The sequence below is a fragment of the Pseudomonas sp. B21-023 genome (assembly GCF_024749165.1).
Lineage (GTDB): Bacteria > Pseudomonadota > Gammaproteobacteria > Pseudomonadales > Pseudomonadaceae > Aquipseudomonas.
Genome location: NZ_CP087190.1, coordinates 4,193,828 through 4,220,593 on the forward strand (window position 1 = coordinate 4,193,828; position 26,766 = coordinate 4,220,593).

A 26,766-nucleotide genomic window follows, 5' to 3' on the forward strand; every position below is an offset into this window, starting at 1 on the left:
GTGGGAGCCGGCTTGCCGGCGAAAAGGCCGCAAAGCGGCCTCGCTTGATCAGGCAATGCTATCCCCGGCCTTCACCGACTGCTGGACGAAGCGCAGCATCCACTCGCCCACCAGATCCCCCTGGTGCTCGGTGGCAAGGCTGGCCACCGCCTTGGCATAGACCTCGTCGCCCAACGAGGCCTGGCGCGCGTCGAGCAGCGCCCGGGAATAGTCGTGGACGAACTCCGGGTGCCCCTGGAAGCACAGCACCTGGTCACGGATATGGTAGGCGGCGTTGGGGCAGAAATCGCTTGAGGCGATCACCGTGGCCCCTTCGGGCAGCTCGGTGACCTGGTCCTGGTGGCTGATCAGCAGGGTCAGCTCGGACACCTGCGGGTCCATCCACGGCGCATGGGCCGCCAGGCTGTAGCGGTGGATGCCCACGCCCCAGCCCTTGTCGGCGCGCTCGGCCTTGCCGCCGAGGGTCAACGCCAACAATTGGTGACCGAAACACACCCCCAGCAACTTCTCGCCCCGCTCATACAGCTTGAGCAGGTAGGCCTTGAGCGTCTGGATCCACGGATCATCGCCGAACGAGTCGGCCTTGCTGCCGGTCACCAGGTAGGCATCGAAAGTCCGCTCAGCCGGCGGATAGTCGCCGTTCATCACGTTGTACACATCAAACTCGGCGGCGATCGGCTGGCGTGAAAACAGCTGCTCGAACATCCTTCCGTAGCCCTGGTACTGCGCGATCAACTCCGGCCGCAGGACATCGGTTTCAAGGATGCAGATGCGTAACGACATAGCGGTAGTCCTGAACGACATGTGGGTGGGATTTGCTGTAGAGACTGACGCGAAAGGGCTACACAAGCAAGTAGGATGTCCAGACGAACGGTAGGCCCTGTAACCCTTGGTAACCCTTGCCGCGCACTCGTCTAGCGTCAGCGTGCCAGCGGGGTGGCCAGTGGCCTTAAAGCCATGAGGAATCGACATGATTTTTTTTAGAGCAAAGGGTTCTGAAACAGGGATGACGCGGGCCCTAGTGTTGGTTGTATATCCACAAACACGCGGCAAGCAGTGAGGGCGTTCGATCACGCCACTGCGATCGACCCGAAGCCAGACAAGGAAGCCAAGGGTTATTCAGGAATAACAACAAGAAGGCGGTCCGCCATGTTCAGACAATCCAAAGTACGCCAAGCCGGGCTCATACTCTTCGCCACGACCCTGCTGCTGATCCTGCCCAACCTCACCCGGTTGTTCGGTTGATCGCGGCAGTGGCCTTTTCCGACCGTGCATGGGTAACCTGCCGACCTTGATGGTTGGAGATCACCCATGCGCCTGTGCCTTACCCTGCTCTGCTTGCTGATTCCCCTGCCAGCAGCGGCCGCGCAACTGACCCTCGAACTGGGTAACGGCAGCCGGCACTGGCAGAGCGAGCAACTGCTCAACCATCCCCAAGCGCGGGACGTCACTATTGAACAGGACGTTGCCTACAAGCGCACCATGCATTACCGCGCCGTACCGCTGGCGGCGTTGCTCGAGGGCGTGAAACCGACCGCCCACCTGCAGGCGGTGGCCCTCGACGGTTTCGCAGCAGAAATGCCTGCCGGCCCGCTGTTGCAGCCAGGCCCGGCACAAGCCTGGCTGGCCATCGAGGACAACGCCCAGCCTTGGCCGCCACTCGGCCAAGGCAAGCCGGGAGCCGGGCCGTTCTATCTGGTGTGGACCCAACCCGAGGCGGGCGGCATCCGCCCAGAGCAATGGCCGTTCCAGATCGCCAGGATTCGCAGCCTGGCACCGGTCGAGGCGCGCTTCCCCGCCCTGTTGCCCGCCCCAGCGCTGCCCGATGCGGATCCGGTGCGCCAGGGTTTTGCCCTGTTCCAGCAGAATTGCCTGGCCTGCCACCGCCTCAATGGCGCTGGCGATGCGCACCTGGGCCCGGACCTGAACCTGCCGCACAACCCCACCGAATACTTTCAGCCGGCATTCCTGCGCCAATACATTCGCGATCCGCAGAGCCTGCGGCACTGGCCGCAGGCCAAGATGCCCGGGTTCTCCACCCAGGTGCTGAGCGATCAGGAACTCGATGCATTGCTGGCATACCTGAAACATATGGCCGGGCGCAAACAACGGTAGGGTGCACGGGGCCGCATTGCCTAGGCAATCGGCCGTTCCTGCTTGACGCCCCACCCCTCGACCTCGCCGCCATGGGGTGACACGAGCCGTTCGAAGGCCTGCTCGAAAGCGCCGATGCCGCCATGGGTGGCGTACATCACCTTGCTCAGCTCAAGGTGCCAGGCACCATCATCGCGCTCGCTCACCTGGGCGCTGAGCGACTCGCCACGGAACTGCACCGCCGCCCGGCGCGCGGCGGCCTCGTCGGGAAACACGGCATAGAACTCGATGGGATGGATGCGGGTGAAATCGAAACCGCCAGCTTTCATCTGGCGCAGGACATTGCTGCTGACGTCGTCGTATTGGCTGCTCATGAAACGTCCTCCTGCAAAGCAATGGATAGACTTTCAGTGCACAAGGCACCTGCCTGGCAAGCGTGCCATGCCTGGCAATTCGAGCTGATGCAAGACGCGAGTGGAATCGACGCGGACCCGCAGATTTGGCCGGCGCCTGTCTCCAGCGTAGTGCCTGTGCAGGCACTGCGCCAGAGCGAGGCGGCTCAGGGTAGCTGGCGAATGGTGGTGATGGTCACGCCGCTCTGCTCCTTGAGCCAGCGTGCCGTGGGGGAAAAGCTGCGGTCCTGGAAGTCATTGAGGTCAAGCTCATCCATAAGCGGGAACAAACTCGAACGGATGGCGCGTGCGGCGTCTTCCTCGCTGGGGCATTGCTCGGCGTTGAGCAGCAGCGTCTTAAGCTCGCCCTTCTGGTCGGCAAAGCTGACTTCCCATGCTTTCATCGATCAGCCCTCGCTGGCACAACGGTGAATTGAACTGCGTACTAGCTTGACCATCGCACAGCGGCAAATGTTCAGCCGCATGCATGAAACCGCATGAAAAAAGCCCGCCGGTCAACGGCGGGCTTCCTGAGACCACTGGGCGCTGCTACTTCGGCGTGCCGTGGACGACACCGGCGGTATTGTCCAGCAGGCTCTTGGTTGCCGTCTGGATGTAGGCCTCGAGTTTCTTGAGCATTTCCGGCTGGTCGGGGCTGTCGATCAGCTCGGCCTTGAACTCGCGGCCCAGCTGGTAGCGGTACATCCGCGGGGTCATGTCCTTGGACTCGATGAGGATGCGGTCGCCCTGCACCAGGCCGACGATCTGCTCGCTGCCCGACGGTTTGATCATGCCCACGCCCTGGTCGCCCTCAGGCAGGTTGAGCAGGTCGCGCCCCCAGCACTGATGGCGGGCCTGGCCACCGAGACGGCCCATGATGGTCGGCACGATGTCGACCTGGGTGCCCACGGTATGGTTGACCGCGCCGAACTTCTCCTGGATGCCTGGGGCGATCAGCAGCAGCGGCACGTTGAAGCGGCCCAGGTCCAGCTCGGTGACCTGCTGGTGGTTGCCGAAGCCGTGGTCGCCGACGATGACGAACAGGGTGTCCTTGAAGTACGGCTCCTTGCGCGCCTTCTCGAAGAACTGGCCCAGCGCCCAGTCGGAGTAGCGCATGGCGGTCAGGTGCTCGTCCAGGCGGCCCTGCCCGGTGACCTTCTCCACCGGCAGGTCCTTGGGCAAGGCGTACGGGGTGTGGTTGGAGAGGGTCTGCAGCAGCGCGTAGATCGGCTTCTTGCCGTCATGCTTGGCCAGCTCTTCGTTGCCGCGGTCGAACATGTCCTGGTCGGACACGCCCCAGGTCGGGTCGGAGAACACCGGGTCGACGAAGTCGTTGCGGCCGATGAAGGTGGTCATGCCCTGGTTGCCGAAGAATCCGGACTGGTTGTCCCAGGCGAAGTCGCCGTTGTAGACGTAGACGTCGTCATAGTCGCGGGCACTGAGCAGCGCCGGCAGGCCGGACAGCTTGTGGCCGCCTTCCGGGGTCTGCATCAGGTATTCGAAGCCCGGCAGGTTGGGGAAGCAGGCCATGGTGGCGAACATGCCCTGGTGGGTATGGGTGCCGTTGGAGAAGAAGCGGTCGAACAGCAGGCCCTCCTTGGCCAGCTTGTCGAAGTACGGGGTGATATTGTTCGGGCTGCCCAGGGCACCGACCGAGTGGCCGGCGAAGCTTTCCATGAGGATCACCACGACGTTCTTGACCCCCAGCGTGTTCGCCGCGGGCGGCACGAAGTCACGGCGGATCGCGGCCTCGTCGGCATCGACCAGGGTGTCGTTGGCGGTCAGCAGCTGCTCGCGCACGGTCTGGGTGGCCAGCGGTTGGTCAAGTACGGGCTTCCAGATATTGGAGCGGTCCTCGCCAAAGCGGCTCTTGGCGGCATCGATCAGGGTCAGGGTGCCGTTCAGGCCCAGTTGGTTGACGAAGTTGGAGTCGGTGGTGAAGGCATCACCCCAGCGCATCGGCGGGCCCTGGCGCAGGGTGCCGCGAGCGGCGACCACGGCCACCAGCAGGACCACCATGAACACCGCCAGGCGACCGTACCAGGGCGCCAGCTTGCGGCTGCCCGATAGCTGGGCGCTGCCGTTGCCGCGGGTCAACCGGTCGATGCCCTTGAACAGCAGGCTCAGCAGCCAGGTGCCGACCAGCCAGGCCAGCAGGTAGCGGACCACCGGGAAACCGTACCAGAGCATGCTCATGACGGTCTTGGGGTCTTCCTTGATGTACTGGAACACCAGGCCGTTCAGGCGCTGGTGGAACTCGCGGTAGAAGTCCATCTCCATCAGGCCGAGGAACATCACCACGCTCGAGGCGATGGTCAGCCAGAAGCGGAACAGGCCACGCCGGGCCATCAGCCAGGGGCTGAGCAGCGCCAGCAGCAACGGAATGCTGATGTACACCACCACGCGCAGGTCGAAGCGCAAGCCGTTGAAGAAGCCTTCGGCGACGGTGGAGTACGGCGTGTCGCCGATCATGTCGCTGTTGTAGGCCAACAGCGCCAGGCGCACCAGGCTGAGCATCAGCATGATCACCAGGCCACTGAGCAACGTGTAGGCCAGGTGGGATTTCAGGGTCGGCGAGAACGAGCCTCGCACGCCCTGTTGCTTCAAGGCGTCCGTGTTAGCCATGAATGGAGAGGTCCTAGGATTGCGGTTTGCGGGAAGGCGAAAGCGCCAATAGCCTGGTGGTCTGGACCTCGTGGGCAAGGTGAGACCAAGGCCGCATTGTGCGGCGCGGATTTTCAGAAATCGAGTGTGAAAATTTTGTCGAGAGTAGCCTGCCCTTACAAAGTTACACAGTTGGGACGTGAGGTTTCAGATCCGCACATTGCCCCGCGGCCCGGCGATCGCCCAGATGATCAGCCCCAGCACTGGCAATAGCAGGATCAGCAGGATCCAGAGCACCTTGATCCCTACCTCGGCGCCGCTCTTGAGCACATTGAGAATGGCCCAGATGTCCAGGGCCAGGATGATCAGGCCGACCAGGCTGTTGAAGGTAGACCCCATGGTGCCGCTCCTGCACGGTGTGTGTGCTGCAGAGCATAGCTGGCTATGGCCCCTATAGAAGGGAATCCTTGGTCGGGAATGCCGGTCAGTGGATAGACTGCTGTTATCCACTGCCCTAGAGGTTCGCATGCCCCCCGCCCACACTCAAAGCGCCGCCCCTGACTCCCTGCTCAGCGCCTGGCGGCAACAGGCCCTGCAGACACCCTGGCTCAGCGCCGGCCTGGTGCTGAGCCTGCTGGCCATCAGCGCATTGCTGCTGGCCAGCATCTGGAACGCGGTCAACGGCGACCATGCCGATCACCTGCACCTGGCACTGCTCGGCGGCCTGTCCGGTTTCGGCGCCACCGCTCTGGGCGCGGTGCTGGCGGTGATCCTGCGTGATGTCAGCGCGCGCACGCAGGACGTCATGCTCGGCTTCGCCGCCGGCATGATGCTCGCCGCCAGTTCGTTTTCGCTGATCCTCCCCGGCCTGGACGCCGCCCGCGAGATCACCGGTAACGGCCCGGCGGCGGCCTTCACCGTGGTGCTGGGCATGGGCCTTGGGGTGCTGCTGATGCTGGGCCTGGACCGGTTCACTCCGCACGAGCATGAAAGCACCGGCCCCTGCGGCCCGCAGGCCGAGCGGGTGAGCCGGGTGTGGCTGTTCGTGCTGGCGATCACCCTGCACAACCTGCCCGAGGGCATGGCCATCGGCGTGAGTTTCGCCAATGGCGACATGGCCATCGGCCTGCCGCTGACCAGCGCCATCGCCATCCAGGATATCCCCGAAGGCCTGGCCGTGGCCCTGGCCCTGCGCGCCACGGGGCTGTCGAACTTCAAGGCGATGATGGTGGCGATCGGCTCGGGATTGATGGAGCCGCTGGGCGCGGTGATCGGCCTGGGCATTTCCACCGGCTTCGCCCTGGCCTACCCGATCAGCATGGGCCTGGCGGCGGGGGCGATGATCTTCGTGGTGTCCCACGAGGTGATCCCGGAAACCCACCGCAACGGGCACCAGACCGCGGCGACGCTGGGGTTGATGGGCGGTTTCGCGGTGATGATGTTCCTCGATACCGCGCTGGGTTGACGGGCCGGTCGCGGAGCCCTTTCCTACGGGCTCCGCGACGGCAGCGGCTCAGATGTGCACTGCCACCTTCAGCGCTTCCAGCGCCGGCTCCACCTTGATACCAACGGCCTCGCCCAGCTCCAGCACACGGGCCAGGTCGTGCTGCCCGACCATGATCATCTGCAGCTCATCGTCGAGCAATTGGCTGAAGTTCAGCAGCACGTAGCCACCGGCTTCCTTGTTCAGCGCGCCCATCTGCACCTGGATGCGGTTGAGCGCAGTCAGCGCCTCGGTGCGCGCCAGCTGCTTCGGTTTGAGGGTGAACGGCACGCTCTTGTCGAACGAGTCGCTGATCTGCTGGAACAGGTCCTGGTAGCTGTCGGCCTGGAACAGCACGGTATCGGGCAGACTGCCGACCACCACCCATTCACCCAGCGGGAACGGGAAGCTGTCGTCGTAGTTGATGTCCGGATTGGCGGCGAGGAAGGCGGCGGGGTCGGCGTAGGCCTCGGCGGCCTCGGCGGCGATGCGCTCGATGTCCTCATCGCGCATGCAACCGGCGCCGATGAGGCTGATGAATTCGAGCAACTGGTCTTTCATGGGGGGGCCTGCGGTTGACGTGAAAGGCGCCAAGGATAGCCGCAAAAGCCCCCGGGCAGTTAGCCGGCCAATGCTTCGAGCCGTGCCGCGCTATTCACCGCACCCATGGTGCGGGCTGCCATCAGCGCAGTGGCGCCGGCGGCATCGCGGTGCGCGGGGTCGGCACCCTGGGCCAATAGATAGTCGATGATCTCCAGGCGGTTGAACATCGCCGCCAGCATCAATGCGCTACGGCCGTCCGCGGCAACGGCATCCACCGGTACGCCGTATTCCAGCAACAGGCGGATCATCGTCAGGTCGCCCTTGAAGGCGGCGCCGGCGATGGGCAACTGGCCGTTGTCATTGGCGATCAGCGGGTCGGCACCATGGGCCAGCAGCACCTGCACGGCGTCATGGTGACCGTGGTAGCTGGCCAGCATCAGCAAGGTGTCGCCCTTGTGGTTGCGCAGGTTGGCGGGCAGGCCGTTATCGAGCAGGCGGCCGAGCATTGTCGCGTCGCCGCGACGGGCGCGCTCGAAGACCTCCTCGGCGAAGGCTGCGGTTTCTTCTGGGGTCATGGTGGCGGGCTGGTGATCGGACATCGGGAACCTCCTGGCATCTGGCAATGGGCCAAGTTTCCATCAGGCAGCAGCGACAGGTCCAAGGTTCAGATTCTATCGGCGACAGAGAGCCAGGCTATGACCCGTGCAAAATGCACTGTGCAAAATGCACGGGCGTGCAGAATGCAATGGAGGCGCCTCCAAAAATAAACATAACCTATTGTTTTTAAAGGATTTTATTTTCATAACAGGCTGGCACGGTCACTGCAATCTTCAACTCAAGTCTGCCAGTACAACAGTCAGGAGTTGATATGGACCTCATCCAGCAAAAATTCGCCTCGCTCTTCGCCGCCTACCAGGTTGCCACCCAGCCACGCCCCGACGGCGGCGTGCTGCTGACCCTGCGCGCCAGCGACGGCGTGGTGACCCGCCGGGTGCTGTCCTACGCGCAGCTGCACAGTGCCGAGCAACTGTCGTGGGCCATCAGCGCCATCCGCCGCGACCTTGCCGAACAAGCCAGCGAGCTGCCGGTGATCTCCATGCTGCAGAGCCAGCAGCGCTTCGCCCTGCCGACCTACCGCTAAGCGCGCAACCTGTTCGCGGGGCAGCCTTTGTTCACCCTCGGAGGGTGTGTGAGCAAAAGCTGCCCCGCGAATCCGTTCAGAGCTCGTCGAAACCGGCAAATTGCCGCGCCATGGCGTCTCCGGTGAAGCGTGGCGGCACACCCTGCTCGCTGCCGAACAGCCGCAGGGCCAGGCAGAATGGGCTGGCCCCCAGGTCCAGCCAGCGGCGCGTGCCGGCCGGCACCAGCAGCACGTCGTCCTTCTCGCACAGCACGGCATACACCGCGCCGCCCAGGCGCAGGGTGACCTGTGCACGCCCGCTGATCATCGCGAACACTTCATCGCTGTCATGCACATGTTCATCACGCAGGTCGGCCTGGCTCAGGTCGGCGCCATCGCGGCTGAGCACGCCAAATACCACGCTGCCATGCTTGGTCATCAGTTGATCGAGCGGCCCACGGCACGCCGCGACCACTTCATCCTGGCTGCTGCCCGGGCGCAGGCGCGCGCCGGACTGCCAGCGGCCGAAGCGCACGCCCTGCTCGGCCAGGGTCGCGGCGATGTCGTCGTGGTGGGTCAGCACCTTGTGCGGCAGGTCCGGACTGGACAGGTCGAATACGCTGAGGATGCTCATCAGGGGTGGTTCCTGCTTTCTTTGAGTCGGAAGGCAATGATAACGGCTGCCGCGAGCGCCGCGACGCTGGCCATACCAAAGGTGAAGTGTGGGCCCAGCAGTTTCCAGCTGTAGCCCGAGTACAGGGCACCCAAGGCACCGCCGGTACCTGACAGCGCCGCATACAATGCCTGGCCCTGACCCTGCTGGCGAGCGCCGAAGCTGGCCTGGACAAAAGCGATGGCCGCTGCATGGAAACAGCCGAAGGTGGCCGCATGCAATACCTGGGCGAACACCAGAACCGCCGGGATTTCGGCCAGGTTGCCCAGCAACAGCCAGCGCAGCGCGGCCAGCAGGAAGCTGGCCAGTAGTACCTTGCGCACCGAACAGCGGGCAAAGATCCGGCTCATGACCAAGAACACCAACACTTCAGCCACCACGCCAAGCGCCCACAACAAGCCGATGGCGCCGCGGCTGTAGCCCAGGTGCTCCAGGTGCAGGGTGAGAAAGGTATAGTACGGGCCGTGGCTGAGCTGCATGAGGGCCACGCACACATAGAAGGCCAGGACCCCAGGCGCCCGCACTTGCCTGAGAAAGCCCCCTGCCCCGCGCTGCTCGGCCTGCTCGACGGGTTGCGCATTGGGCACCCAGAGGCTGGCAACGACGATACCGGCCATGATCGCCACCAGCGCCAGCGGGTAGATGTCCAGGCTCAGCCATTCGAACAGGCGCCCAAGCCCCACCACGGCGAGGATGAAGCCGATCGAGCCCCATAGCCGTACCTGGCTGTAACGTGCAGTCTGGCCGTGCAGGTGGGCCAGGGTGATCACTTCGAACTGGGGCAGTACCGCATGCCAGAAGAAGGCGTGCAACGCCATGACCAGCGCCAGCCAGGCGTAGCTCTTGCCGAAGAAGATCAGCGAGAAGGTCGCCAGGGTCGACAGCGCGCCCAGGCGCACGATCAGCAGGCGCTGGCCGCTGCGGTCACCGAGCCAGCCCCACAGGTTGGGGGCCACGCAGCGCATGAGCATGGGGATGGCCACCAGCTCGCCGATGCGCGCCGGGGAGAAGCCCAGGTGGTCGAAGTACAGGGCCAGGAACGGCGCGGTGGAGCCGAGCAGGGCGAAGTAGAAGAGGTAGAAGCTGGAGAGGCGCCAGTAGGGGATGGAGGACATCGTTCGGCCCTTGGTGATGACCTGTTCCTGCCCTATCGCCGGCAAGCCGGCTCCCACAGGATTACCGCAGGCTTGAGCCCTGCAGCGGACCTGTGGGAGCCGGCTTGCCGGCGATAGGGCCAGCGCAGGCGGATCAGAGCTGGCCCAGTACCGGGGTGCCCACCTTCACTTCGGCATTCTGCGCCCGGTGGCGCAGCAGGTGATCCATCAAGGCGATGGCCATCATCGCCTCGGCGATCGGCGTGGCGCGGATGCCGACGCAAGGATCGTGACGGCCCTTGGTGATCACCTCCACCGGATTACCGTCGACGTCGATCGAACGGCCCGGGGTGGTGATGCTCGAGGTTGGCTTGAGCGCCAGGTGGGCGACGATCGGCTGGCCCGAGGAAATACCGCCGAGAATGCCGCCGGCGTTGTTGCTGAGGAAGCCCTCGGGCGTCAGCTCGTCACGGTGCTCGCTGCCGCGCTGGGCGACACTGGCGAAACCGGCGCCGATCTCCACGCCCTTGACCGCGTTGATGCTCATCAGGGCATGGGCAAGCTCGGCGTCCAGGCGGTCGAAGATCGGCTCGCCCAGGCCCGGCATCACGCCTTCGGCGACCACGGTGATCTTCGCCCCCACCGAATCCTGGTCGCGGCGCAGCTGGTCCATGTAGGCCTCGAGCTCCGGCACCTTGTCCGGATCGGGGCTGAAGAAGGCGTTTTGCTCCACCGAGTCCCAGGTCTTGAACGGGATTTCGATCGGCCCGAGCTGGCTCATGTAGCCGCGCACGCGGATGCCCTGGGTGGCCAGGTACTTCTTGGCGATGGCGCCGGCCGCCACGCGCATGGCGGTTTCGCGCGCCGAGCTGCGGCCACCGCCACGGTAGTCGCGGATGCCGTACTTGTGGTGGTAGGTGTAGTCGGCGTGGGCCGGGCGGAACAGGTCCTTGATCGCCGAGTAGTCCTTGGACTTCTGATCAGTGTTGCGGATCAGCAGGCCGATCGAGCAGCCGGTGGTACGACCTTCGAACACGCCGGAGAGGATCTCCACTTCGTCCGGCTCCTGGCGCTGGGTGGTGTGCCGGCTGGTGCCGGGCTTGCGCCGGTCGAGGTCGTGCTGCAGGTCGGCAAGGGAGATTTCCAGGCCTGGCGGGCAGCCGTCGACAATGGCGACCAACGCCGGGCCATGGCTTTCGCCTGCGGTGGTGACAGTGAACAGCTTGCCGTAGGTATTGCCGGACATGGACGCTCCGCGAATCAGCCTGAAGTGAACGAAAGCGGCAGTATACGGAAAACCGCGTGGCTGTGGTTGCCTGTGGGCCCCATCGCGGGGCAAGCACGCTTCCACAAATCAACACGACTGCGTGGGAGCGGGCTTGCCCCGCGATGGGGTCCGCGAACCTTCAGGATGACCCACGGTCGAATCAGCAACGTCCCACGTAGTACCCCGCCCATGAAGTCGCGCCTCGCCGCCCTGCTCCTGCTGTTTTGCACAAGCCTCGCCCAGGCCGCCCCCACCGTGCTGCAACGCCCCATCGACCTGGACACCGGCCAGGGCGTGCTGCACGGCAGCCTGCTGCTGCCGCAGCAGGCCACGCCGCCCCCGGTGGTGCTGATCATCGCCGGCTCCGGCCCTACCGACCGGGATGGCAACAACCCAGCCTCCGGACGCCTCGACAACCTCAAGCGCCTGGCCTTGCTGCTGGCCGGCGAACACATTGCCAGCGTGCGCTTCGACAAGCGCGGCGTGGCCGCCAGCCAGCCGGCCACCCCCGATGAACGTGACCTCAGCGTCGAGCGCTATGTCGCCGACGTGGTGGCCTGGGGCCGCGCGCTCAAGCAGGACCCACGCTTCGGCCCGCTGATCCTGGTCGGCCACAGCGAAGGCGCACTGATCGCCAGCCTCGCCGCGGAGCAGGCCGGCGCCAGCGCGGTGATCACCCTGGCCGGCAGCGGTAGGCCGGTGGCCGACGTGCTGCGCGAGCAGCTGGCCCAGCGCCTGCCGCCGGCGCAATTGCCCGCTGGCGTGGCGCTGATCGACCGGTTGCAGGCCGGACAGACCAGCCTCGACGTTCCCGCGCCGCTGCGCCAGGTGTTCCGCCCCAGCGTGCAGCCGTACCTGATCACCTTGCTGCACCAGGACCCGGCGGCGGCCTTCGCCCGGCTCAAGGTGCCGGCGCTGATCGTCCAGGGGCGCAACGACATCCAGGTAGAGGTGGCCGATGCCGAGCGCCTCAAGGCAGCCAAACCCGACGCGCAACTGGCGTTGATCGACGGCATGAACCACGTGCTGCGCATCAGCCCCCGGGACATGAGCCAGCAGCGTGACAGCTACCGCAACCCCGAGCTGCCGCTGGCGCGTGAGCTGGGCGAGCGCATCGTCCTGTTCATCCAAGGGTTGCCGCAGGCCTGAGACCTGCCCTCAGGTATTGCCCAGGCCTGCCGATAACGCGGCTGAGAAGGCAGTGATCCGCGGCCCACGCGCCCGGCCGCCGTGCACCTGAGGAACCCCTGATGACCGATGCCCCCGCCGCCGAGGCGACCGAAGAACAAGCGCCGGAAAGCGCCCCGCAGCCCTGGGCGGACCTTGCCGCCGAGCACTTCCAGCTGCTGCGCCTGGCGCCGATGCCGACCGACCGCAACAGCGGCGCCCGCCCGCTGCGCTTCGTCCAGTTCGGCTACGCCGAGCGCCACGACAAGGCCCACAGCCTGTTGCGCATGGAAATCCGTCTGCCTGGGCAGAAGGTGCGCAAGGAACAGAACCAGCTGGACATCCGTGTCGACCATGAGCTGCGCACGGTGCGCATCGGCGACCCGGCCGGCCTGCAGCTCGAGCCCCTCAACCGTGGTGTTGGCCGCTACCTGCTGGCGCAGGCGGTGCAATGGCTGCAGCACCGCTGCTCGCACTACCAGATCGAAGGCATGAGCCTGCCGAACAAGGACGCCCTGAACGAAGACACCCGTCTGCGCCGCGACCATGTGCTGCGCAGTGTTGGCCTGGAGGTGGAATACACCGATGGGCAGCTGCTCAAGGGGCGCCTGGTGGAAACGCCGGTGGGCCAGCTCAAGGGCGGCTGGAACACCGAGAAGGTGCAGCGCGTGGACAACCTCGAGGCCGCCGGCATGCTGCAACAGGCCGAGCAGAACCTGATGGAGAAGGAAGCGCAGTTGCGCGAGCGTGACGAACGCGTGGCCAAGTACCGCCGCGAAGACAGCGGGCTGCGCTTTACCATCACCTGCCTGGTGGCCTTCGCTGTGTTCCAGGCCGGTTTGCTGATCTGGATCGCCACCCGCTGACAGCCTGGGGCCGCCAAGCGGCCCATCGCCGGCAAGCCGGCTCCCACCCCGACCGGGCCGCCTTCAGGCCAAGCGCCATCCTGTGGGAGCCGGCTTGCCGGCGATGGGCTGCGCAGCAGCCCTGGCTACTCAAGAAGGGTCAGACCCGCGCCTTGAACAGCTCCTGATGCTGCCGGCACTGCTCGGCCGTCAGCATGAACACCCCGTGCCCACCGCGCTCGAACTCCAGCCAGGCGAAGTCCACCTCGGGATAGAGCGACTCGACGTGCACCTGGCTGTTGCCCACCTCGACAATCATCAGGCCCTTGTCGGTCAGGTGGTCGGCAGCCTCGGCCAGCATCCGCCGCACCAGGTCCAGGCCATCGTTGCCGCAGGCCAGGCCCAGTTCGGGCTCGTGGTGATACTCGGCCGGCATGTCGCCGAAGTCCTCGGCATCGACATACGGCGGGTTGGACAGGATCAGGTCGAAGCGCTGCCCCGGCAGCCCGGCGAAGCCATCGCCCTGCACGGTGTACACACGCTCCTCCAGGCCATGGCGCTCGATGTTCTGGTTGGCCACCGCCAGCGCGTCGAACGACAGGTCGGCCAGTACCACCTCGGCGCCCTGGAACACATCGGCGGCCACGATGCCGATGCAGCCGGAGCCGGTGCACAGGTCGAGGATGCGCGCAGGCTCGGCGGCCAGCCAAGGCTCGAAGCGTTTCTCGATCAGCTCGCCGATGGGCGAACGCGGTACCAGCACGCGTTCGTCGACGATGAACGACATGCCGCAGAACCAAGCCTCACCCAGCAGGTAGGCGGTCGGCACGCGTTCTTCGATGCGGCGCTTGAGCAAGTGCTGCAGGCGTACCCGCTCATCATCCTCGAGTGCGCAGTCCAGATAGCTGTCGGCCACCTCCCAGGGCAGGTGCACCGCGCCGAGCACCAGCAGGCGGGCCTCGTCCCAGGCATTGTCGGCGCCGTGGCCGAAGAACAGTTCATGCTCATGGAAGCGGCTGACCGCCCAGCGGATATGGTCGCGCAGGGTGCGCAGGCGGGATGTGATCACGGGGTACTCCTTTTCAGACAGGACAAAAGTCTAACAGCCCACACCGCACAAATGTTCCCTCCGATGGCCGAATGGATAGCCACAAGCCAGTAACCATGCCGCCTGCGCTGTCAACCATTCACATTGGCGCCAAGGCAAGGGAGAATAGGTACACAAAAGCCCTACCCAAGGAGCCCTTGATGTCCGTTCCAACCACGATGTTCCGCCTCACTGGCCGCGACTACCCGCCGGCCAAGCTGAGCCAAGCCAGCCTGATCGTCATCGATGCGCAGAAGGAGTACCTGAGCGGTCCGCTGGCGCTGTCGGGCATGGACGAGGCCGTGGCGAACATTGCCAGGTTGCTCGACGCCGCCCGCAAGGCCGGCCGCCCGATCATCCATGTCCGCCACCTCGGCACCGTTGGCGGTCGCTTCGACCCGCAGGGCCCGGCCGGCGAGTTCATTCCTGGGCTGGAGCCGCGCGAAGGCGAGGTGGTGATCGAGAAGCGCATGCCCAACGCCTTCAAGAACACCAAGCTGCACGAGACCCTGCAGGCCTTCGGCCCGCTGGACCTGATCGTCTGCGGTTTCATGAGCCATTCCAGCGTCAGCACCACCGTGCGCCGTGCCAAGGACTATGGTTATCGCTGCACCCTGGTCGAAGATGCTTCGGCGACTCGTGACCTGGCCCTGAAGGACACCGTGATCCCCGCCGCGCAGATCCACCAGTGCGAGATGGCCGTGATGGCCGACAACTTCGCCTGTGTCGCCCCCACCGCCAGCCTGGTCTGAACCACGACCGCCCGGCGGACGGGCGGAACCCCAAGGTGACCCGCAGGTCGAAATCCGGATCAGCACCACCCGATCCTGAGGAATTCGAATGAAGCTCAAAGGCAGTTTCGATGCCAAGCGCCTGCGCCAGCGCGAGCCGAGCAACTGGGGCGCGCGTATCGCCGCGGCACTCTCGGTGCTGCTGGCCACCCTGGGCATCCTGCTGGCCATGGCCGGCTTCGCCGGCTTGCTGGGCAACTACGCCGCCCTGGCCGAACTCAATGCCAACCGGCCATTGTCGGCGGTCCTGACCATTGTCGGCCTGACCCTGCTGTACTTCGGCGTGCGCCTGTGGCGGCGCAGCCGTATCCGCCTGCGCCGCGGGCGCGAACTGAACCTGTCGCCGCACCTGATGAAGAAGCACGACTGACGCGTCTCGTACCGTGGCCAGGGGGAGCGGGCTTGCCCCGCGATGACAGTCGCGTAAACTACGCCGCCCACGTGGAGGCACCATGCAAGACGACGACTTTTCCCTCTTCCGCAGCCAAGTGCAGGGCGTCAAGCCAATCAAGCACGATCGCGCCGAAGTCGGCAAACCCAAGGCCGACCGCAAGCAGCTGGCAGGCCTGCGCCAGGCGGCGACCATCCGCAGCGACCAGACGCTGGTGATCGACGGCCTGTCCGACCAGTTCGTCATCGATGTCGGCGCCGAGGATGAGCTGATGTGGCGGCGTGACGGCGTGCAGGAAACCCAGCTGCGCAAGCTCAAGCTCGGCCAGATCGCCTTCGAGGGCAGCCTTGACCTGCACGGCATGAGCGTCGAGAAGGCCCGCGAGACGCTGTGGGCCTTCATCGCCGAAGCGACCAAGCTGGAAGTGCGCTGCGTGCGGGTCACCCACGGCAAGGCCGCGCGCCTGGACGGCAAGCGCCCGATGATCAAGAGCCACGTCAACACCTGGCTACGCCAGCACCCGCAGGTGCTCGGTTTTACCTCGTGCCAGGCCCGCCACGGCGGCACCGGCGCGGTCTACGTGATGCTCAAGCGAACCATGCTCGAAGGCCGCGACGAGTGACATCGCGCTTGCAGCGCCGCCGTCGCCGCCGTACCCTTCGCCTTTGCGAAATTTTCCACAGGTAGATCCATGTCCCTGGAACAGAACTACACCGCGATCCTCAGCCAGATCGGCGAGGATGTCTCCCGCGAAGGCCTGCTCGACACGCCCAAGCGGGCAGCGAAGGCCATGAAGTACCTTTGCCGCGGTTATGAGCAAACCCTGGAAGAAGTGACCAACGGCGCGTTGTTCACCTCCGACAACAGCGAAATGGTGCTGGTCCGGGATATCGAGCTGTATTCGATGTGCGAACACCACATGCTGCCGTTCATCGGCAAGGCCCACGTGGCCTACCTGCCCAAGGGCAAGGTGCTGGGCCTGTCGAAGGTGGCGCGGATCGTCGACATGTACGCCCGCCGCCTGCAGATCCAGGAAAACCTCAGCCGCCAGATCGCCGAGGCCGTGCAGCAGGTGACCGGCGCCGCAGGCGTGGCAGTGGTGATCGAGGCCAAGCACATGTGCATGATGATGCGCGGTGTCGAAAAGCAGAACTCGACCATGCTCACCTCGGTGATGCTCGGCGAGTTCCGCGAGAACGCCGCCACACGCAGCGAGTTCCTCAGCCTGATCAAGTGATCGGCCTGTTTTCCGAGCCGACCCTCTGGGGTCGGCTTTTTCATTTCAGGAGTTGCCCATGATCGTCAAAGCCCTGCGGGTCGGCCTCGGCCAGCTTATCGTGTTCGGCGACTGGATCAGCCGTCCGGCCAAGACGCAGCGCGATGCTGCGGCCCAGGCCCAGGTCGAACAGCAGGCCAAGGGCCTGGCGCTGTACCAGTTCCATGCCTGCCCCTTCTGCGTGAAAACCCGCCGCGCCCTGCACCGCCTCAATGTGCCGGTGGCGCTGCGCGATGCGAAGAACGATGTGCAGCACCGCCAGGCGCTGCTTGAAGGCGGTGGCCGGGTGAAAGTGCCGTGCCTGCGGATCGAGGAACAAGGCGAGGTGACCTGGATGTACGAGTCCAAGGACATCATTGCCTATCTGGACAAACGCTTCGCGGCGGTCTGAGAGATCGCCATCGCGGGGCAAGCCCGCTCCCACGCAAGCCAGAACCCATGGGGCGGGTCTGCGTGGGAGCGGGCTTGCCCCGCGATAAGGCCGGTCAATCCACCATCGGCACATGCCGAGGATGACTGGCCACCCGCGCCAACCAAGCCTGCACCGCCGGGTAAGGCGCCAGGTCGAAGCCCCCCTGATGCGCCACATGGGTATAGGCGTACAACGCCACGTCGGCGATCGAGTACTGCTCGCCGACCAGGTAAGGCGTCATTTCCAGCTGCTTGTTCATCACCTTGAGCGCCTTGTAGCCGCCCTTGTGCAGCCCCCTGTACTCCTCCAGCCGCTCTTGCGGCAGCCCCAGGTAGAACTGGATGAACCGCGCCACGGCGATGTAGGGCTCATGGCTGTACTGTTCGAAGAACTGCCATTGCAGCACCTGGGTGCGCAGCCGCGGCTCGCTGGGCAGGAACTCGCTGCCATCGGCCAGGTAGTTGAGAATCGCGTTGGATTCCCACAGGCAGGTGCCGTCCTCAAGCTTGAGCACTGGCACCTTGCCGTTGGGGTTCATGGCCAGGAACTCGGGGGTTTGCGTCTCACCCTTGAGAATGTCCACCGGGTGCCACTCATACGGGCGGTCGAGCAGGCTCAGCATCAGCTTGACCTTGTAGCAGTTGCCCGACTGGTAATCCCCATACACCTTGTACATCGCCCCTCCCCTTTCACGCAGTTGCGTAGTAATGCCCCATAGTTGGCGACTGTACGGCTAAATGCAATGCCTGCTGTATGGCAAGGATCACGCCATGGCACGGTAGCCTGAAAAAACTGCTTACACCTGCACAAGGAATTCCCTATGACCGATGCCACCTCAGCGCGCCTGCGGCCGCTGGCGGACAGCTCGCCGTCGGCGATCGTCGCCGGCTTTATCGCCATGCTCACCGGCTACACCAGCTCGCTGGTGCTGATGTTCCAGGCCGGCCAGGCGGCCGGTCTTACCAGCGCGCAGATTTCCTCATGGATCTGGGCCCTGTCGATCGGCATGGCAGTGTGCAGCATCGGCCTGTCGCTGCGCTACCGTACGCCGATCACCGTAGCCTGGTCGACACCCGGCGCGGCACTGCTGATCACCAGCCTTGGCGGGGTGAGCTACGGCGAAGCGATCGGCGCCTACATCACCTGCGCCGTGCTGGTGCTGATCTGCGGCCTGACCGGCAGCTTCGAACGCCTGGTACGGCGTATTCCCGCTTCCCTGGCCTCGGCCCTGCTGGCCGGCATCCTGTTCAAGATCGGCAGCGAGATCTTCGTCGCCGCTCAACATCGCACGGTACTGGTGCTGGGCATGTTCTTCAGCTACCTGCTGGTCAAGCGCCTGTCGCCGCGCTATTGCGTGCTGGCCGCCCTGCTGGTCGGCACCGCGCTGTCCGGCGCCCTGGGGCTGCTGGACTTCAGCGGCTTCCAGCTGGAAGTTGCAACCCCGGTGTGGACCACGCCAAGCTTCTCGCTGGCGGCGACCATCAGCATCGGTATCCCGCTGTTCGTGGTGGCCATGACCTCGCAGAACATGCCCGGCGTCGCTGTGCTGCGCGCCGACGGTTACCCGGTGCCGGCTTCGCCGCTGATCTCGGCCACCGGCTTCGCTTCGCTGCTGCTGGCGCCGTTCGGCTCCCACGGGATCAACCTGGCGGCGATCAGCGCGGCGATCTGCACCGGGCCGCATGCCCATGAAGACCCGGCCAAGCGCTACACGGCGGCGGTCTGGTGCGGGATCTTCTACGGTATCGCCGGCACCTTCGGCGCCACACTGGCGGCGCTGTTCGGCGCCCTGCCCAAGGAGCTGGTGCTGTCGATCGCGGCGTTGGCGCTGTTCGGTTCGATCATGAACGGCTTGAGCGTGGCCATGGGTGAGGTGCGCGAGCGCGAGGCGGCGCTGATCACCTTCATGGTCACGGCGTCGGGGTTCACCCTGTTCTCGATCGGATCGGCGTTCTGGGGGATCGTGGCGGGGGTGCTAACCTTGCTGATCCTCAGCCCGCGCAAGGGCTGAGACAAGCACAGGCATTCACAAGCGGAAATGCCCCACCATTCCCTTCAGGTCATTGCCCAGCTGCGCCAGCTCTACGCTTGAACGGGCATTGTCCTCCATCGCCAGTGCCGCCTGGTCGGCGCTGCCGCGAATCTGCGTGACGCTGCGGCTGATCTCCTCGGCCACCGAGCTCTGCTGCTCGGCCGCCGCGGCGATCTGCTGGTTCATCTGCTGGATCAGCGACACCGCCGCCGCGATGCTGCCCAGGGCGCTCTCGGTCTGCAGCGTGTCGGCCACCGCCAGGCGCACCAGCTCGGTGCTGCCGCGGATCTGCATCACCGACTGCTGGGCATTGCCGCGCAAGCTGGCAACCAGGCGCTCGATCTCCTCGGTGGATTGCCGGGTACGCCGGGCCAGGGCACGTACCTCGTCAGCCACCACCGCGAACCCGCGCCCCTGCTCCCCGGCACGCGCCGCCTCGATCGCGGCATTGAGCGCCAGCAGATTGGTCTGCTCGGCCACGCTCTTGATCACCTCAAGCACGTCACCGATGGTATGGATCTCGGCACTGAGGCTGTCGATGCCACTGCTGGCGGTTTCAGCGGCCAGCGCCAGTTGCTCGATGCGCTGCATGCTCTGACGCACCACCTGCTGCCCTGACCCGACCTTGTCGTCGGCAGCCTGGGCCGCCAGGGCTGCCTGCTCGGCGTTGCGCGCCACATCGTGCACGGTCGCGGTCATCTGCTGCATGGCGGTGGCCACCTGCTCGGTCTCGTCCTTCTGGCTACCGACTTCGCGGTTGGTCTGCTCGGTGACCGCCGACAAGGCCTGGGCACTGCCGGCCAACTGGTCGATACCCTGCTGCAAGCCACTGACGATGCCGGACAAGCCTTCGGCCATCTGCTGCATGGCCTGCAACAGCTGGCCGACCTCGTCGGCACGCGGCGGCTCGGCCTCGATACCCAGTTCGCCTGCGGCAATGCGCCGGGCCCGGCTGATCACCCGCTTGAGCGGCGCGACCACGGCGCGGGTGATCAGCCAGGCCGCCAGCACGCCTACCAGCAGCGCCAGCGCCGTGGCCGCAGTAATGGCGACGGCGTTACGTGCCAGTTCGGCCTGCATGGCCTGCTCCTGATCGGCATACACCTGGTCGACACGCGCGGTGACCTGCTCGGCACGCGCCTGCAACTGATCCTTGATACCCCGCTCCTGGCCCAGCAGGTCGGTGTACTCGTTGAGCTTTTCGGAGAAACTGCCGATATGCCCGGCCACTTCGCCCAGCACGCTCTGGTAGCCGGCGTCGGCGACCGAAACCTTGAGCTGGTCGACCAGGGTCGCCGCTTCGACGGTCTGGGCGATGCGGCCCTCGGCGCTGGCTTCACCGCCCTTGCGGCTCTGGTCCAGGCGCACCCGGGCCTCGTCCATGGCCTGCAGCATCAGCCGCGACACCTGCGCCACCTGCCCGGCCTGTTCCAGGTACTCACCACCCTGCTGCCCCTGGGACTGCTTGAGGGTATAGGTGCCATCGTCGGCCAGGCCGGCCTGCAGCACATCGAGGTTGTTGGCCACGCTCGATACCGACCAGCTGGCCATGTCCAGGGCCAGCTCCTTGGCCTGCACCGCCTGGACGAACTGGTCGAAAGCTTGCGCATAGGCATTCAGATCGGCCTCGGTCGAGGCCAGTGCCGGCACGGCCCGGGCCCGCTCCACCAGCCCCTGCAGCCCCGTGCGCAGGGCATCGGCCTCCTTGATGTCCGAGCGCAGGGCGAAGGCCTGTTCGTGCTGGCGCAGCTTCAACAGGTCGGTATTGAACTGAGCCATCTGCCGCAACCCATCGAAGCGCTGGCCGACATTGGCCAGGGCGTACACACCGATAGCAGCCACCACCAGGGTGAGCAGCAACACCAGGGCAAAGCCCAGGCCGAGCTTGCGCGCCATGCCCAGATTGGCCAATACACCGTGCTTGGTCGCCGCCATCACCAACCCCCTCGCCTTGTCGGACTTTACCGACAGCAAGAGTGACAATGGCGCCGACTCCGTCACAAGAGCCAGACGCGCCAATGGTGTCATTTAGCTATGAGCGTGTCGCTTTCAGACCGCCGGAGGTCGCCCCGCATGCCGAAAGAACGCCTCGGCCCGGGAATCCTGCCCATAGGCGACATTGATGCGCAGCCAGTCACTGGCCCGGCCGTGCGGATCGAAGGCGCTGCCCGGGGTGAGCAACACGGCATGCTCCAGCGCCAGCCGCTCCAGCTCGGCAAAGTCGCGCCCGGGCACCCGGGCCCAGACGAACATGCCGCCGACCGGCTCGCAGAACACCTCCCAGCCGCAGGCCTCCAGCTGCCGCAACGTCCTGGCCCGGTGCTGGCCCAGGCGCAACCGCAGACGCTGCACGCTCTTGCGATAGCCGCCATTGGCGAGCATCTGCCCGACCACCTGCTCGGCGAAGCGCGAGGTGCCGATGCCCGCGACCATCTTCAGCTCGGCCAGACGCGCCACCAAGGGCGGATCGGCCACCACATAGCCGACCCGCAGCGAACTGCTGAGGGTCTTGGAGAAGCTGCCCAGGTAGATCACCCGTTGCTCACTGTCGAGGGTAGCCAGCCGCGTCGCCGGTCCGTCCTGGAAGTCGGCATAGAGATCATCCTCGACAATCCGCAAGTCATGCCCGCGGGCCAGCTCCAGCAGGCGATAGGCGACCTTGGGCGTCAGGCTGGTGCCGGTCGGGTTCTGGTACAGGCTGTTGATGAACAGACAGCGCGGTCGGTGTTCGGCGAGCAACTGCTCGAGCACGGCCAGGTCTGGACCACTGGCAGTGCGCGGCACCTCAAGCATGTGCACACCGTGCAGGCGCAACAAGTTGTACAGGTTGTAATAGCCGGGGTGCTCCACCAGCACTGTATCGCCCGGCTTCAACAAGGTTCGCACCAGCAGGTCGAGGGCATGGCTGGCACCCTGGGTGGTGACGATTCGCTCCGGCTCGGCGGCGATATCCAGCCGCGCCAGCCCCTTGTGCAGTTGCAGACGCAGGCTGGCCAGGCCCTGGGGCGGGCAGTAGTCGAACAGCGCCTCGGGCGCGCCACGGCTGACCTGGCGGATGGCCTGGGCCAGTTCAGCCTCGGCTCGCCAGGCCACGGGCAACCAGCCGCAGCCGAGCTTGAGCAGTTGCTCATGCCCTTCGCGGAACTGCCGCCAACTGCCGTCGATCGCCTCGCCCCACGGCTCGCCGGGGTCGGGCCGCAGGCCCGGCTTGCGCTCGGCGACGAAAAAGCCTGCGCCATGCCGCGCCTCCAGCCAGCCATTTGCCGCCAGGCGGTCGTAGGCCTCGATCACGCACGACGCGCTGACCGCCTGGGCCTTGGCCAGCGCGCGGATCGACGGCATGCGAGCTCCGGGACGCAGGCGCTGCTGTTCGATCCAGGCCTGCAGGTGCTCGGTCAGTTGCTGGACCAACGGGGTGGGGAGTTCGCGGTCAAGATTGAAGTGCATGGCAAGTGTTCGGAGATTTCAGACAAACAGTTAAGCACAAAAAACGGCAGAGTGTGCCTTGGCGAACAGCCGCCCTAGATTGGATGCTGGGCGCAATCGATCTTGCGGATATCCCTATGCCCACTCGCCACGCCCCGGCCCTGCTGGCCTTCGCCCTGTGCCTGATCACCCTTGCCGTCAATCTCCAGGCCCCGCTGTACATCACCTACGCCGACCTCTCCGGGCAAGGCGCCGCAGCGACCGCCGTGGCTTTCTCCGGGTACGTGCTCGGCGTATTGCCAGTGCTGCTGGCCCTCGGCGGCCTGGCCGATCGGGTCGGCCGACGCCCGTTGATCCTGGTCGCACTCGCCCTGTCGATGATCGCCACCTTGATCATGCTGCTGTCCCCCAGCCTGGCCTCCCTGGGCGTGGCGCGCTTGTTCCTGGGCCTGGGCACCGGCTTGGCGTCGGCCACGGCCACCGCGTACATGAGCGAGCTGATGCGGCCCGGCGAAAGTGACCGCGCCGCGATCTGGGTCACCGCCAGCACTTCCTTGGGTTTTGGCCTCGGCGCGGCGTTGACCAGCCTGTTCCTGCTGCGCGGGCAGACACTCACCCCTGGCAGCTTCCATCTGCAACTGGCGCTCGCCACCTTTGCCCTCGCGCTGGTCTGGCGCCTGCCAGACCCACGCCCGACGCAACGCAGCGCCATGCTGCGCCTGCCGTGCTATCCCAGCGGCAGCCTGGCCTATGGCCTGGCGATCCTGCTGGCCTGGGCCTGTGTCGGGCTGGTCATCGCGTTGCTGCCGGGGATCCTGCGCCAGCACGGCCTGAGCGCCTGGTCGGGATTCTCGACCTTCTGCGTGATCAGTTGCGGCCTGCTGTTCCAGCCCCTGGCCCGACGCATGGCCAGTGCCCGGGCGACCTTGGTCGGACTGCTGATCCTGCCGTGCAGTTACGCGCTGCTGGCCTGGGGCGCTGACAGTGGCAACCTGCTGGGCGTTTTGATGGGCGCCGTGGCCGCCAGCAGCGCCTGCTATGGCTTCCTCTACCTGGGCGGGCTGGCGGCAGTGAATCAGTTGGCCGGCCAGGAAAAAACCCGGGCCAGTGCCGGGTTCTTCCTGCTGGCCTACCTGGGGTTCAGCCTGCCGGTGATCTTTACCGGGCTGCTCAGTGACCGGCTGGGGTCACGGTTGGCCTTGATCGTGTTTGGTGGCGTGTTGCTGCTGGGCTGCGCGGCGGTGGCGCTGGCCCTGTGGCTGGTCTCGGTCAGATCGCCAGCGCGCCACCGTCGACCGTCAGGCTGTGCCCCGTCGTGAACGCCGCGCCATCGCTGCACAGGTACAGCACCGCGCTGGCGATCTCCTCGACCTTGCCGATACGCCCGACCGGGTGCATCGCCGCAGCGAACTCGGCCTTGCGCGGATCAGCCTCGTAGGCGCGGCGGAACATGTCGGTGTCGATCACCGCCGGGCACACCGCATTGACCCGGATACCCTTCTTCGCGTACTCGATGGCCGCCGATTTGGTCAGTCCTATAACCGCGTGCTTGGAGGCGGCATAGATGCTCATTTTCGGCGCCGCCGACAGGCCGGCCACCGAGGCCGTGTTGACGATAGCGCCGCCGCCTTGGGCCAGCAGCAGGGGCAGCTGATACTTCATGCACAGCCAGACGCCCTTGACGTTGACGCCTATGATCGCGTCAAACTCCGCCTCGCTGCCCTCTGCCAATCGCCCCTTCTCGATTTCGATGCCGGCATTGTTGAAGGCGTAGTCCAGACGCCCGTATACCTCGACTACCCGCTCGTGCAATTGCCGCACATCTTCGTCACGGGTAACGTCGCAGGCAACGAACAACGCTTCGCCACCACTCTGGCGAATCAGCGCCACGGTGCCTTCGCCTCCGTTCGCATCACGGTCGGCCACCACCACCTTGAGCCCCTCGCCGGCGAATGCCTGGGCCGTAGCCCGGCCGATGCCCGCCGCGCCACCGGTGACCAGGGCAACCTGGCCGGAGAAAGTCATGCTCATCACTGGCTCCTGCAAAAGGATGGGAAGTCGTGGCTGAGTCTAGCCAGGGCACCGCTGAGCTGGGCAGCATCATCAAGGGTACGGTTGGACTACTATCGTTCGCAGTGATCTTGCGTGACGCGGCCCATTCAACCCGCCGATCATCCCCCCTCACACTCGTTCGTTCAGGAGAACTCGCCATGCCCCACACCAACCGCCGTTTCCTGCTGACCAAGCGCCCGGTCGGCGCCGTGCGCCGTGACGACTTCACCTATGAGCAGGCACCTGCCGCCGAGCCAGGCGAAGGTCAGGTGCTGGTGAAGAACCTTTACCTGTCCCTGGACCCTGCCATGCGCGGCTGGATGAACGAAGGCAAGTCTTACATCCCCCCGGTGGGCCTTGGCCAGGTGATGCGCGCACTCGGCGTGGGCGAAGTGGTCAGTTCCAAGCACCCGGACTACAAGCCCGGCGACCATGTCAGCGGCGCCCTGGGCGTGCAGGACTACTTCACCGGTGAACCTCAGGGCCTGCACAAGATCGACCCGCGTCTGGCCCCCCTGCCGCGCTACCTGTCGGCACTGGGCATGACCGGCATGACCGCCTACTTCGCCCTGCTCGATGTCGGCCAGCCCAAAGCCGGCGAAACCGTGGTGATCTCCGGCGCCGCAGGCGCGGTCGGCAGCATTGCCGGGCAGATCGCCAAGCTCAAGGGTTGCCGCGTGGTCGGCATTGCCGGTGGCGCGCAGAAGTGTCAGTACCTGCTGGATGAACTGGGCTTCGATGGGGTCATCGACTACAAGGCCGAAGACGTGCTCGCCGGGCTCAAGCGCGAATGTCCCAAGGGCGTGGATGTGTACTTCGACAACGTCGGTGGCGATATCCTCGATGCCGTACTGTCGCGCCTGAACTTCAAGGCCCGGGTGGTGATCTGCGGCGCCATCAGCCAGTACAACAACAAGGAAGCGGTCAAGGGCCCGGCCAACTACCTGGCGCTGCTGGTCAACCGCGCGCGCATGGAAGGCTTCGTGGTGATGGACTACGTCAAGGAGTACGGCAAGGCCGCGCAGGAAATGGCCGGCTGGCTGGCCAGCGGCAAGGTCAAGAGCAAGGAGGATGTGGTGGAAGGCTTGGAAACCTTCCCCGAGACGCTGCTCAAGCTGTTCAGCGGGGAGAATTTCGGCAAGTTGGTGCTGAAAGTCTGATCATTGCGGGCTGCGCTCAGGCGCAGCCCGCTCCCACGATCCCTGATTTAACCGCGAATCTCAGCCACCACAGCAGCCAACGCCTTGGCCGGATCCGCTGCCTGGCTGATCGGACGCCCGATCACCAGGTAATCGGAACCGGCGTCCAGAGCCTGGCGCGGGGTCAGGATCCGGCGCTGGTCATCCTGGGCACTACCCGCCGGGCGAATACCCGGGGTCACCAGCTGCAGCGACGGGTGCGCCGCCTTCAGTGCCGGCGCTTCCAGCGCCGAGCACACCAGACCGTCCATGCCGGCCTTCTGCGCCAGCGCCGCCAGGCGCAGCACCTGCTCCTGCGGGTCGACATCCAGGCCGATACCGGCCAGATCCTCACGCTCCATGCTGGTCAGCACGGTCACGCCGATCAGCAGCGGCTGCGGACCGCTGCGCTTGGCCAGCTCTTCGCGGCACGCCGACATCATGCGCAGGCCACCGGAGCAGTGCACATTGACCATCCACACGCCCATCTCGGCCGCAGCCTTGACCGCCATGGCGGTGGTGTTGGGGATATCGTGGAACTTAAGGTCGAGGAACACTTCGAAGCCCTTGCTGCACAGGGTCTCGACGATTCCCGCAGCGCTGCTGGTGAACAGTTCCTTGCCCACCTTGACCCGGCACAGGGCGGGGTCGAGCTGGTCGGCCAGCTTCAGGGCGGCGTCACGGGTGGGGAAATCCAGGGCGACGATCAGGGGCGTCTGGCAGGCGGACATGGGCAGGGTCTCTTGGCAAGTCGTAAACGGCGCGCATTGTAAACGAAGTGGGGCGGGGTTTGGGGGCCGCGGGTCATGAGAATTGGCCTGGGGGGGGGTGGCTCCTAT

General features: G+C 65.5%; 29 protein-coding genes and 1 pseudogene. 13 read left to right on the forward strand and 17 right to left on the reverse strand.

Annotated features, from left to right (window positions below):
* Positions 1 to 48 precede the first annotated feature (48 nt).
* The gene (locus LOY42_RS18785; RefSeq protein ID WP_139672736.1) at positions 49 to 783 is read right to left on the reverse strand and encodes an amidotransferase; all 735 of its coding nucleotides are present in this window, start codon (positions 781 to 783) and stop codon (positions 49 to 51) included.
* Positions 784 to 1,311: 528 nt separating this feature from the next.
* Between LOY42_RS18785 and LOY42_RS18790 the strand changes: the two genes are divergently transcribed.
* Complete coding sequence (locus LOY42_RS18790; RefSeq protein ID WP_139672739.1) at positions 1,312 to 2,115, forward strand: cytochrome c; 804 nt, start codon at positions 1,312 to 1,314, stop codon at positions 2,113 to 2,115.
* Positions 2,116 to 2,135: 20 nt separating this feature from the next.
* Here LOY42_RS18790 and LOY42_RS18795 read toward each other — a convergent pair whose 3' ends face one another.
* The 4 genes from LOY42_RS18795 to LOY42_RS18810 all read right to left on the reverse strand — a co-directional run bounded on the left by LOY42_RS18795 (position 2,136) and on the right by LOY42_RS18810 (position 5,489).
* Positions 2,136 to 2,468, reverse strand: coding sequence for a ribonuclease E inhibitor RraB (locus LOY42_RS18795; RefSeq protein ID WP_102684201.1), 333 nt, complete (start codon positions 2,466 to 2,468; stop codon positions 2,136 to 2,138).
* A 185-nt stretch (positions 2,469 to 2,653) separates the two neighbouring features.
* Positions 2,654 to 2,890 carry a hypothetical protein gene (locus LOY42_RS18800; RefSeq protein WP_102684200.1) on the reverse strand — a complete coding sequence of 79 codons (237 nt, stop codon included), beginning with the start codon at positions 2,888 to 2,890 and terminating at the stop codon, positions 2,654 to 2,656.
* A 145-nt stretch (positions 2,891 to 3,035) separates the two neighbouring features.
* Positions 3,036 to 5,111 carry an LTA synthase family protein gene (locus LOY42_RS18805; RefSeq protein ID WP_139672742.1) on the reverse strand — a complete coding sequence of 692 codons (2,076 nt, stop codon included), beginning with the start codon at positions 5,109 to 5,111 and terminating at the stop codon, positions 3,036 to 3,038.
* 186 nt (positions 5,112 to 5,297) lie between these two features.
* Positions 5,298 to 5,489 carry a PLDc N-terminal domain-containing protein gene (locus tag LOY42_RS18810; RefSeq protein WP_023629733.1) on the reverse strand — a complete coding sequence of 64 codons (192 nt, stop codon included), beginning with the start codon at positions 5,487 to 5,489 and terminating at the stop codon, positions 5,298 to 5,300.
* A 127-nt stretch (positions 5,490 to 5,616) separates the two neighbouring features.
* Between LOY42_RS18810 and LOY42_RS18815 the strand changes: the two genes are divergently transcribed.
* Positions 5,617 to 6,555 (forward strand): ZIP family metal transporter, encoded by a 939-nt coding sequence (locus LOY42_RS18815; RefSeq protein WP_173862452.1) that lies wholly within the window; start codon positions 5,617 to 5,619, stop codon positions 6,553 to 6,555.
* 48 nt (positions 6,556 to 6,603) lie between these two features.
* On the opposite strand, the gene LOY42_RS18820 is transcribed toward LOY42_RS18815, so the two are convergent.
* Together LOY42_RS18820 and LOY42_RS18825 are read right to left on the reverse strand one after the other, a co-directional pair.
* Positions 6,604 to 7,134: a hypothetical protein gene (locus LOY42_RS18820; RefSeq protein ID WP_102684198.1), complete on the reverse strand. Its 531-nt coding sequence runs from the start codon at positions 7,132 to 7,134 to the stop codon at positions 6,604 to 6,606.
* Between the two features lie 59 nt (positions 7,135 to 7,193).
* The gene (locus tag LOY42_RS18825) at positions 7,194 to 7,715 is read right to left on the reverse strand and encodes an ankyrin repeat domain-containing protein (protein WP_258598779.1); all 522 of its coding nucleotides are present in this window, start codon (positions 7,713 to 7,715) and stop codon (positions 7,194 to 7,196) included.
* Positions 7,716 to 7,984: 269 nt separating this feature from the next.
* Here LOY42_RS18825 and LOY42_RS18830 point away from each other — a divergent pair, with 269 nt between their 5' ends.
* A complete protein-coding gene (locus LOY42_RS18830; RefSeq protein WP_046856587.1) occupies positions 7,985 to 8,257 on the forward strand; it encodes a DUF3509 domain-containing protein in 273 nt (90 codons plus the stop codon).
* 76 nt (positions 8,258 to 8,333) lie between these two features.
* Here the strand turns inward: LOY42_RS18830 and LOY42_RS18835 are convergent, their stop codons facing one another.
* From LOY42_RS18835 to aroC, 3 genes are all read right to left on the reverse strand, one after another.
* On the reverse strand, positions 8,334 to 8,870 hold the full coding sequence (locus LOY42_RS18835) for an oxidase (protein WP_139672748.1): 537 nt from the start codon (positions 8,868 to 8,870) through the stop codon (positions 8,334 to 8,336).
* Positions 8,870 to 10,024, reverse strand: coding sequence for an MFS transporter (locus LOY42_RS18840; RefSeq protein WP_139672751.1), 1,155 nt, complete (start codon positions 10,022 to 10,024; stop codon positions 8,870 to 8,872). Before LOY42_RS18840 ends, LOY42_RS18835 begins: the two co-directional genes overlap by 1 nt.
* A 133-nt stretch (positions 10,025 to 10,157) precedes the next feature.
* Positions 10,158 to 11,249, reverse strand: a complete 1,092-nt coding sequence (gene aroC, locus LOY42_RS18845) for a chorismate synthase (RefSeq protein ID WP_139672754.1) — start codon at positions 11,247 to 11,249, stop codon at positions 10,158 to 10,160.
* 210 nt (positions 11,250 to 11,459) lie between these two features.
* Between aroC and LOY42_RS18850 the strand changes: the two genes are divergently transcribed.
* Positions 11,460 to 12,419 carry an alpha/beta hydrolase gene (locus LOY42_RS18850; RefSeq protein ID WP_139672757.1) on the forward strand — a complete coding sequence of 320 codons (960 nt, stop codon included), beginning with the start codon at positions 11,460 to 11,462 and terminating at the stop codon, positions 12,417 to 12,419.
* Positions 12,420 to 12,520: 101 nt separating this feature from the next.
* On the forward strand, positions 12,521 to 13,303 hold the full coding sequence (locus LOY42_RS18855; protein WP_139672759.1) for a hypothetical protein: 783 nt from the start codon (positions 12,521 to 12,523) through the stop codon (positions 13,301 to 13,303).
* 139 nt (positions 13,304 to 13,442) lie between these two features.
* On the opposite strand, the gene prmB is transcribed toward LOY42_RS18855, so the two are convergent.
* Complete coding sequence (gene prmB / locus LOY42_RS18860) at positions 13,443 to 14,351, reverse strand: 50S ribosomal protein L3 N(5)-glutamine methyltransferase (RefSeq protein ID WP_110698108.1); 909 nt, start codon at positions 14,349 to 14,351, stop codon at positions 13,443 to 13,445.
* A 179-nt stretch (positions 14,352 to 14,530) separates the two neighbouring features.
* Here prmB and LOY42_RS18865 point away from each other — a divergent pair, with 179 nt between their 5' ends.
* From LOY42_RS18865 to LOY42_RS18885, 5 genes are all read left to right on the forward strand, one after another.
* Positions 14,531 to 15,121: a cysteine hydrolase family protein gene (locus LOY42_RS18865; protein ID WP_046856594.1), complete on the forward strand. Its 591-nt coding sequence runs from the start codon at positions 14,531 to 14,533 to the stop codon at positions 15,119 to 15,121.
* 88 nt (positions 15,122 to 15,209) lie between these two features.
* The gene (locus tag LOY42_RS18870; protein WP_110698106.1) at positions 15,210 to 15,530 is read left to right on the forward strand and encodes a hypothetical protein; all 321 of its coding nucleotides are present in this window, start codon (positions 15,210 to 15,212) and stop codon (positions 15,528 to 15,530) included.
* Between the two features lie 82 nt (positions 15,531 to 15,612).
* The gene (locus LOY42_RS18875) at positions 15,613 to 16,173 is read left to right on the forward strand and encodes a Smr/MutS family protein (RefSeq protein ID WP_023631547.1); all 561 of its coding nucleotides are present in this window, start codon (positions 15,613 to 15,615) and stop codon (positions 16,171 to 16,173) included.
* Between the two features lie 69 nt (positions 16,174 to 16,242).
* Positions 16,243 to 16,788 (forward strand): GTP cyclohydrolase I FolE, encoded by a 546-nt coding sequence (folE, locus tag LOY42_RS18880; protein ID WP_023631546.1) that lies wholly within the window; start codon positions 16,243 to 16,245, stop codon positions 16,786 to 16,788.
* A gap of 58 nt (positions 16,789 to 16,846) precedes the next feature.
* Positions 16,847 to 17,218: a glutathione S-transferase N-terminal domain-containing protein gene (locus LOY42_RS18885; protein WP_258598785.1), complete on the forward strand. Its 372-nt coding sequence runs from the start codon at positions 16,847 to 16,849 to the stop codon at positions 17,216 to 17,218.
* A 94-nt stretch (positions 17,219 to 17,312) separates the two neighbouring features.
* On the opposite strand, the gene LOY42_RS18890 is transcribed toward LOY42_RS18885, so the two are convergent.
* Positions 17,313 to 17,915, reverse strand: coding sequence for a glutathione S-transferase family protein (locus tag LOY42_RS18890; protein ID WP_139672769.1), 603 nt, complete (start codon positions 17,913 to 17,915; stop codon positions 17,313 to 17,315).
* A gap of 144 nt (positions 17,916 to 18,059) precedes the next feature.
* On the opposite strand from LOY42_RS18890, the gene LOY42_RS18895 reads away from it, so the two are divergent.
* Positions 18,060 to 19,250 carry a benzoate/H(+) symporter BenE family transporter gene (locus LOY42_RS18895; RefSeq protein WP_139672772.1) on the forward strand — a complete coding sequence of 397 codons (1,191 nt, stop codon included), beginning with the start codon at positions 18,060 to 18,062 and terminating at the stop codon, positions 19,248 to 19,250.
* Between the two features lie 15 nt (positions 19,251 to 19,265).
* Here the strand turns inward: LOY42_RS18895 and LOY42_RS26690 are convergent, their stop codons facing one another.
* The 3 genes and pseudogenes from LOY42_RS26690 to LOY42_RS18905 form a co-directional block, all read right to left on the reverse strand.
* Positions 19,266 to 20,138 carry a methyl-accepting chemotaxis protein gene (locus tag LOY42_RS26690; protein ID WP_372241247.1) on the reverse strand — a complete coding sequence of 291 codons (873 nt, stop codon included), beginning with the start codon at positions 20,136 to 20,138 and terminating at the stop codon, positions 19,266 to 19,268.
* 33 nt (positions 20,139 to 20,171) lie between these two features.
* Positions 20,172 to 21,299: pseudogene (locus LOY42_RS26695) on the reverse strand (methyl-accepting chemotaxis protein); the annotation flags it as partial.
* Between the two features lie 21 nt (positions 21,300 to 21,320).
* Entirely contained in the window at positions 21,321 to 22,718 is a 1,398-nt protein-coding gene (locus tag LOY42_RS18905) for a PLP-dependent aminotransferase family protein (RefSeq protein ID WP_258598788.1), read from the reverse strand.
* A 116-nt stretch (positions 22,719 to 22,834) separates the two neighbouring features.
* On the opposite strand from LOY42_RS18905, the gene LOY42_RS18910 reads away from it, so the two are divergent.
* Entirely contained in the window at positions 22,835 to 24,016 is a 1,182-nt protein-coding gene (locus tag LOY42_RS18910) for an MFS transporter (RefSeq protein ID WP_139672778.1), read from the forward strand.
* Here LOY42_RS18910 and LOY42_RS18915 read toward each other — a convergent pair.
* The gene (locus LOY42_RS18915) at positions 23,967 to 24,728 is read right to left on the reverse strand and encodes an SDR family oxidoreductase (RefSeq protein WP_258598790.1); all 762 of its coding nucleotides are present in this window, start codon (positions 24,726 to 24,728) and stop codon (positions 23,967 to 23,969) included. The genes LOY42_RS18910 and LOY42_RS18915 overlap by 50 nt on opposite strands.
* A 179-nt stretch (positions 24,729 to 24,907) precedes the next feature.
* Here LOY42_RS18915 and LOY42_RS18920 point away from each other — a divergent pair, with 179 nt between their 5' ends.
* Positions 24,908 to 25,909, forward strand: a complete 1,002-nt coding sequence (locus LOY42_RS18920) for an NADP-dependent oxidoreductase (RefSeq protein ID WP_258598792.1) — start codon at positions 24,908 to 24,910, stop codon at positions 25,907 to 25,909.
* A 47-nt stretch (positions 25,910 to 25,956) separates the two neighbouring features.
* On the opposite strand, the gene pyrF is transcribed toward LOY42_RS18920, so the two are convergent.
* On the reverse strand, positions 25,957 to 26,658 hold the full coding sequence (pyrF, locus tag LOY42_RS18925; protein ID WP_102684183.1) for an orotidine-5'-phosphate decarboxylase: 702 nt from the start codon (positions 26,656 to 26,658) through the stop codon (positions 25,957 to 25,959).
* Positions 26,659 to 26,766 lie beyond the last annotated feature (108 nt).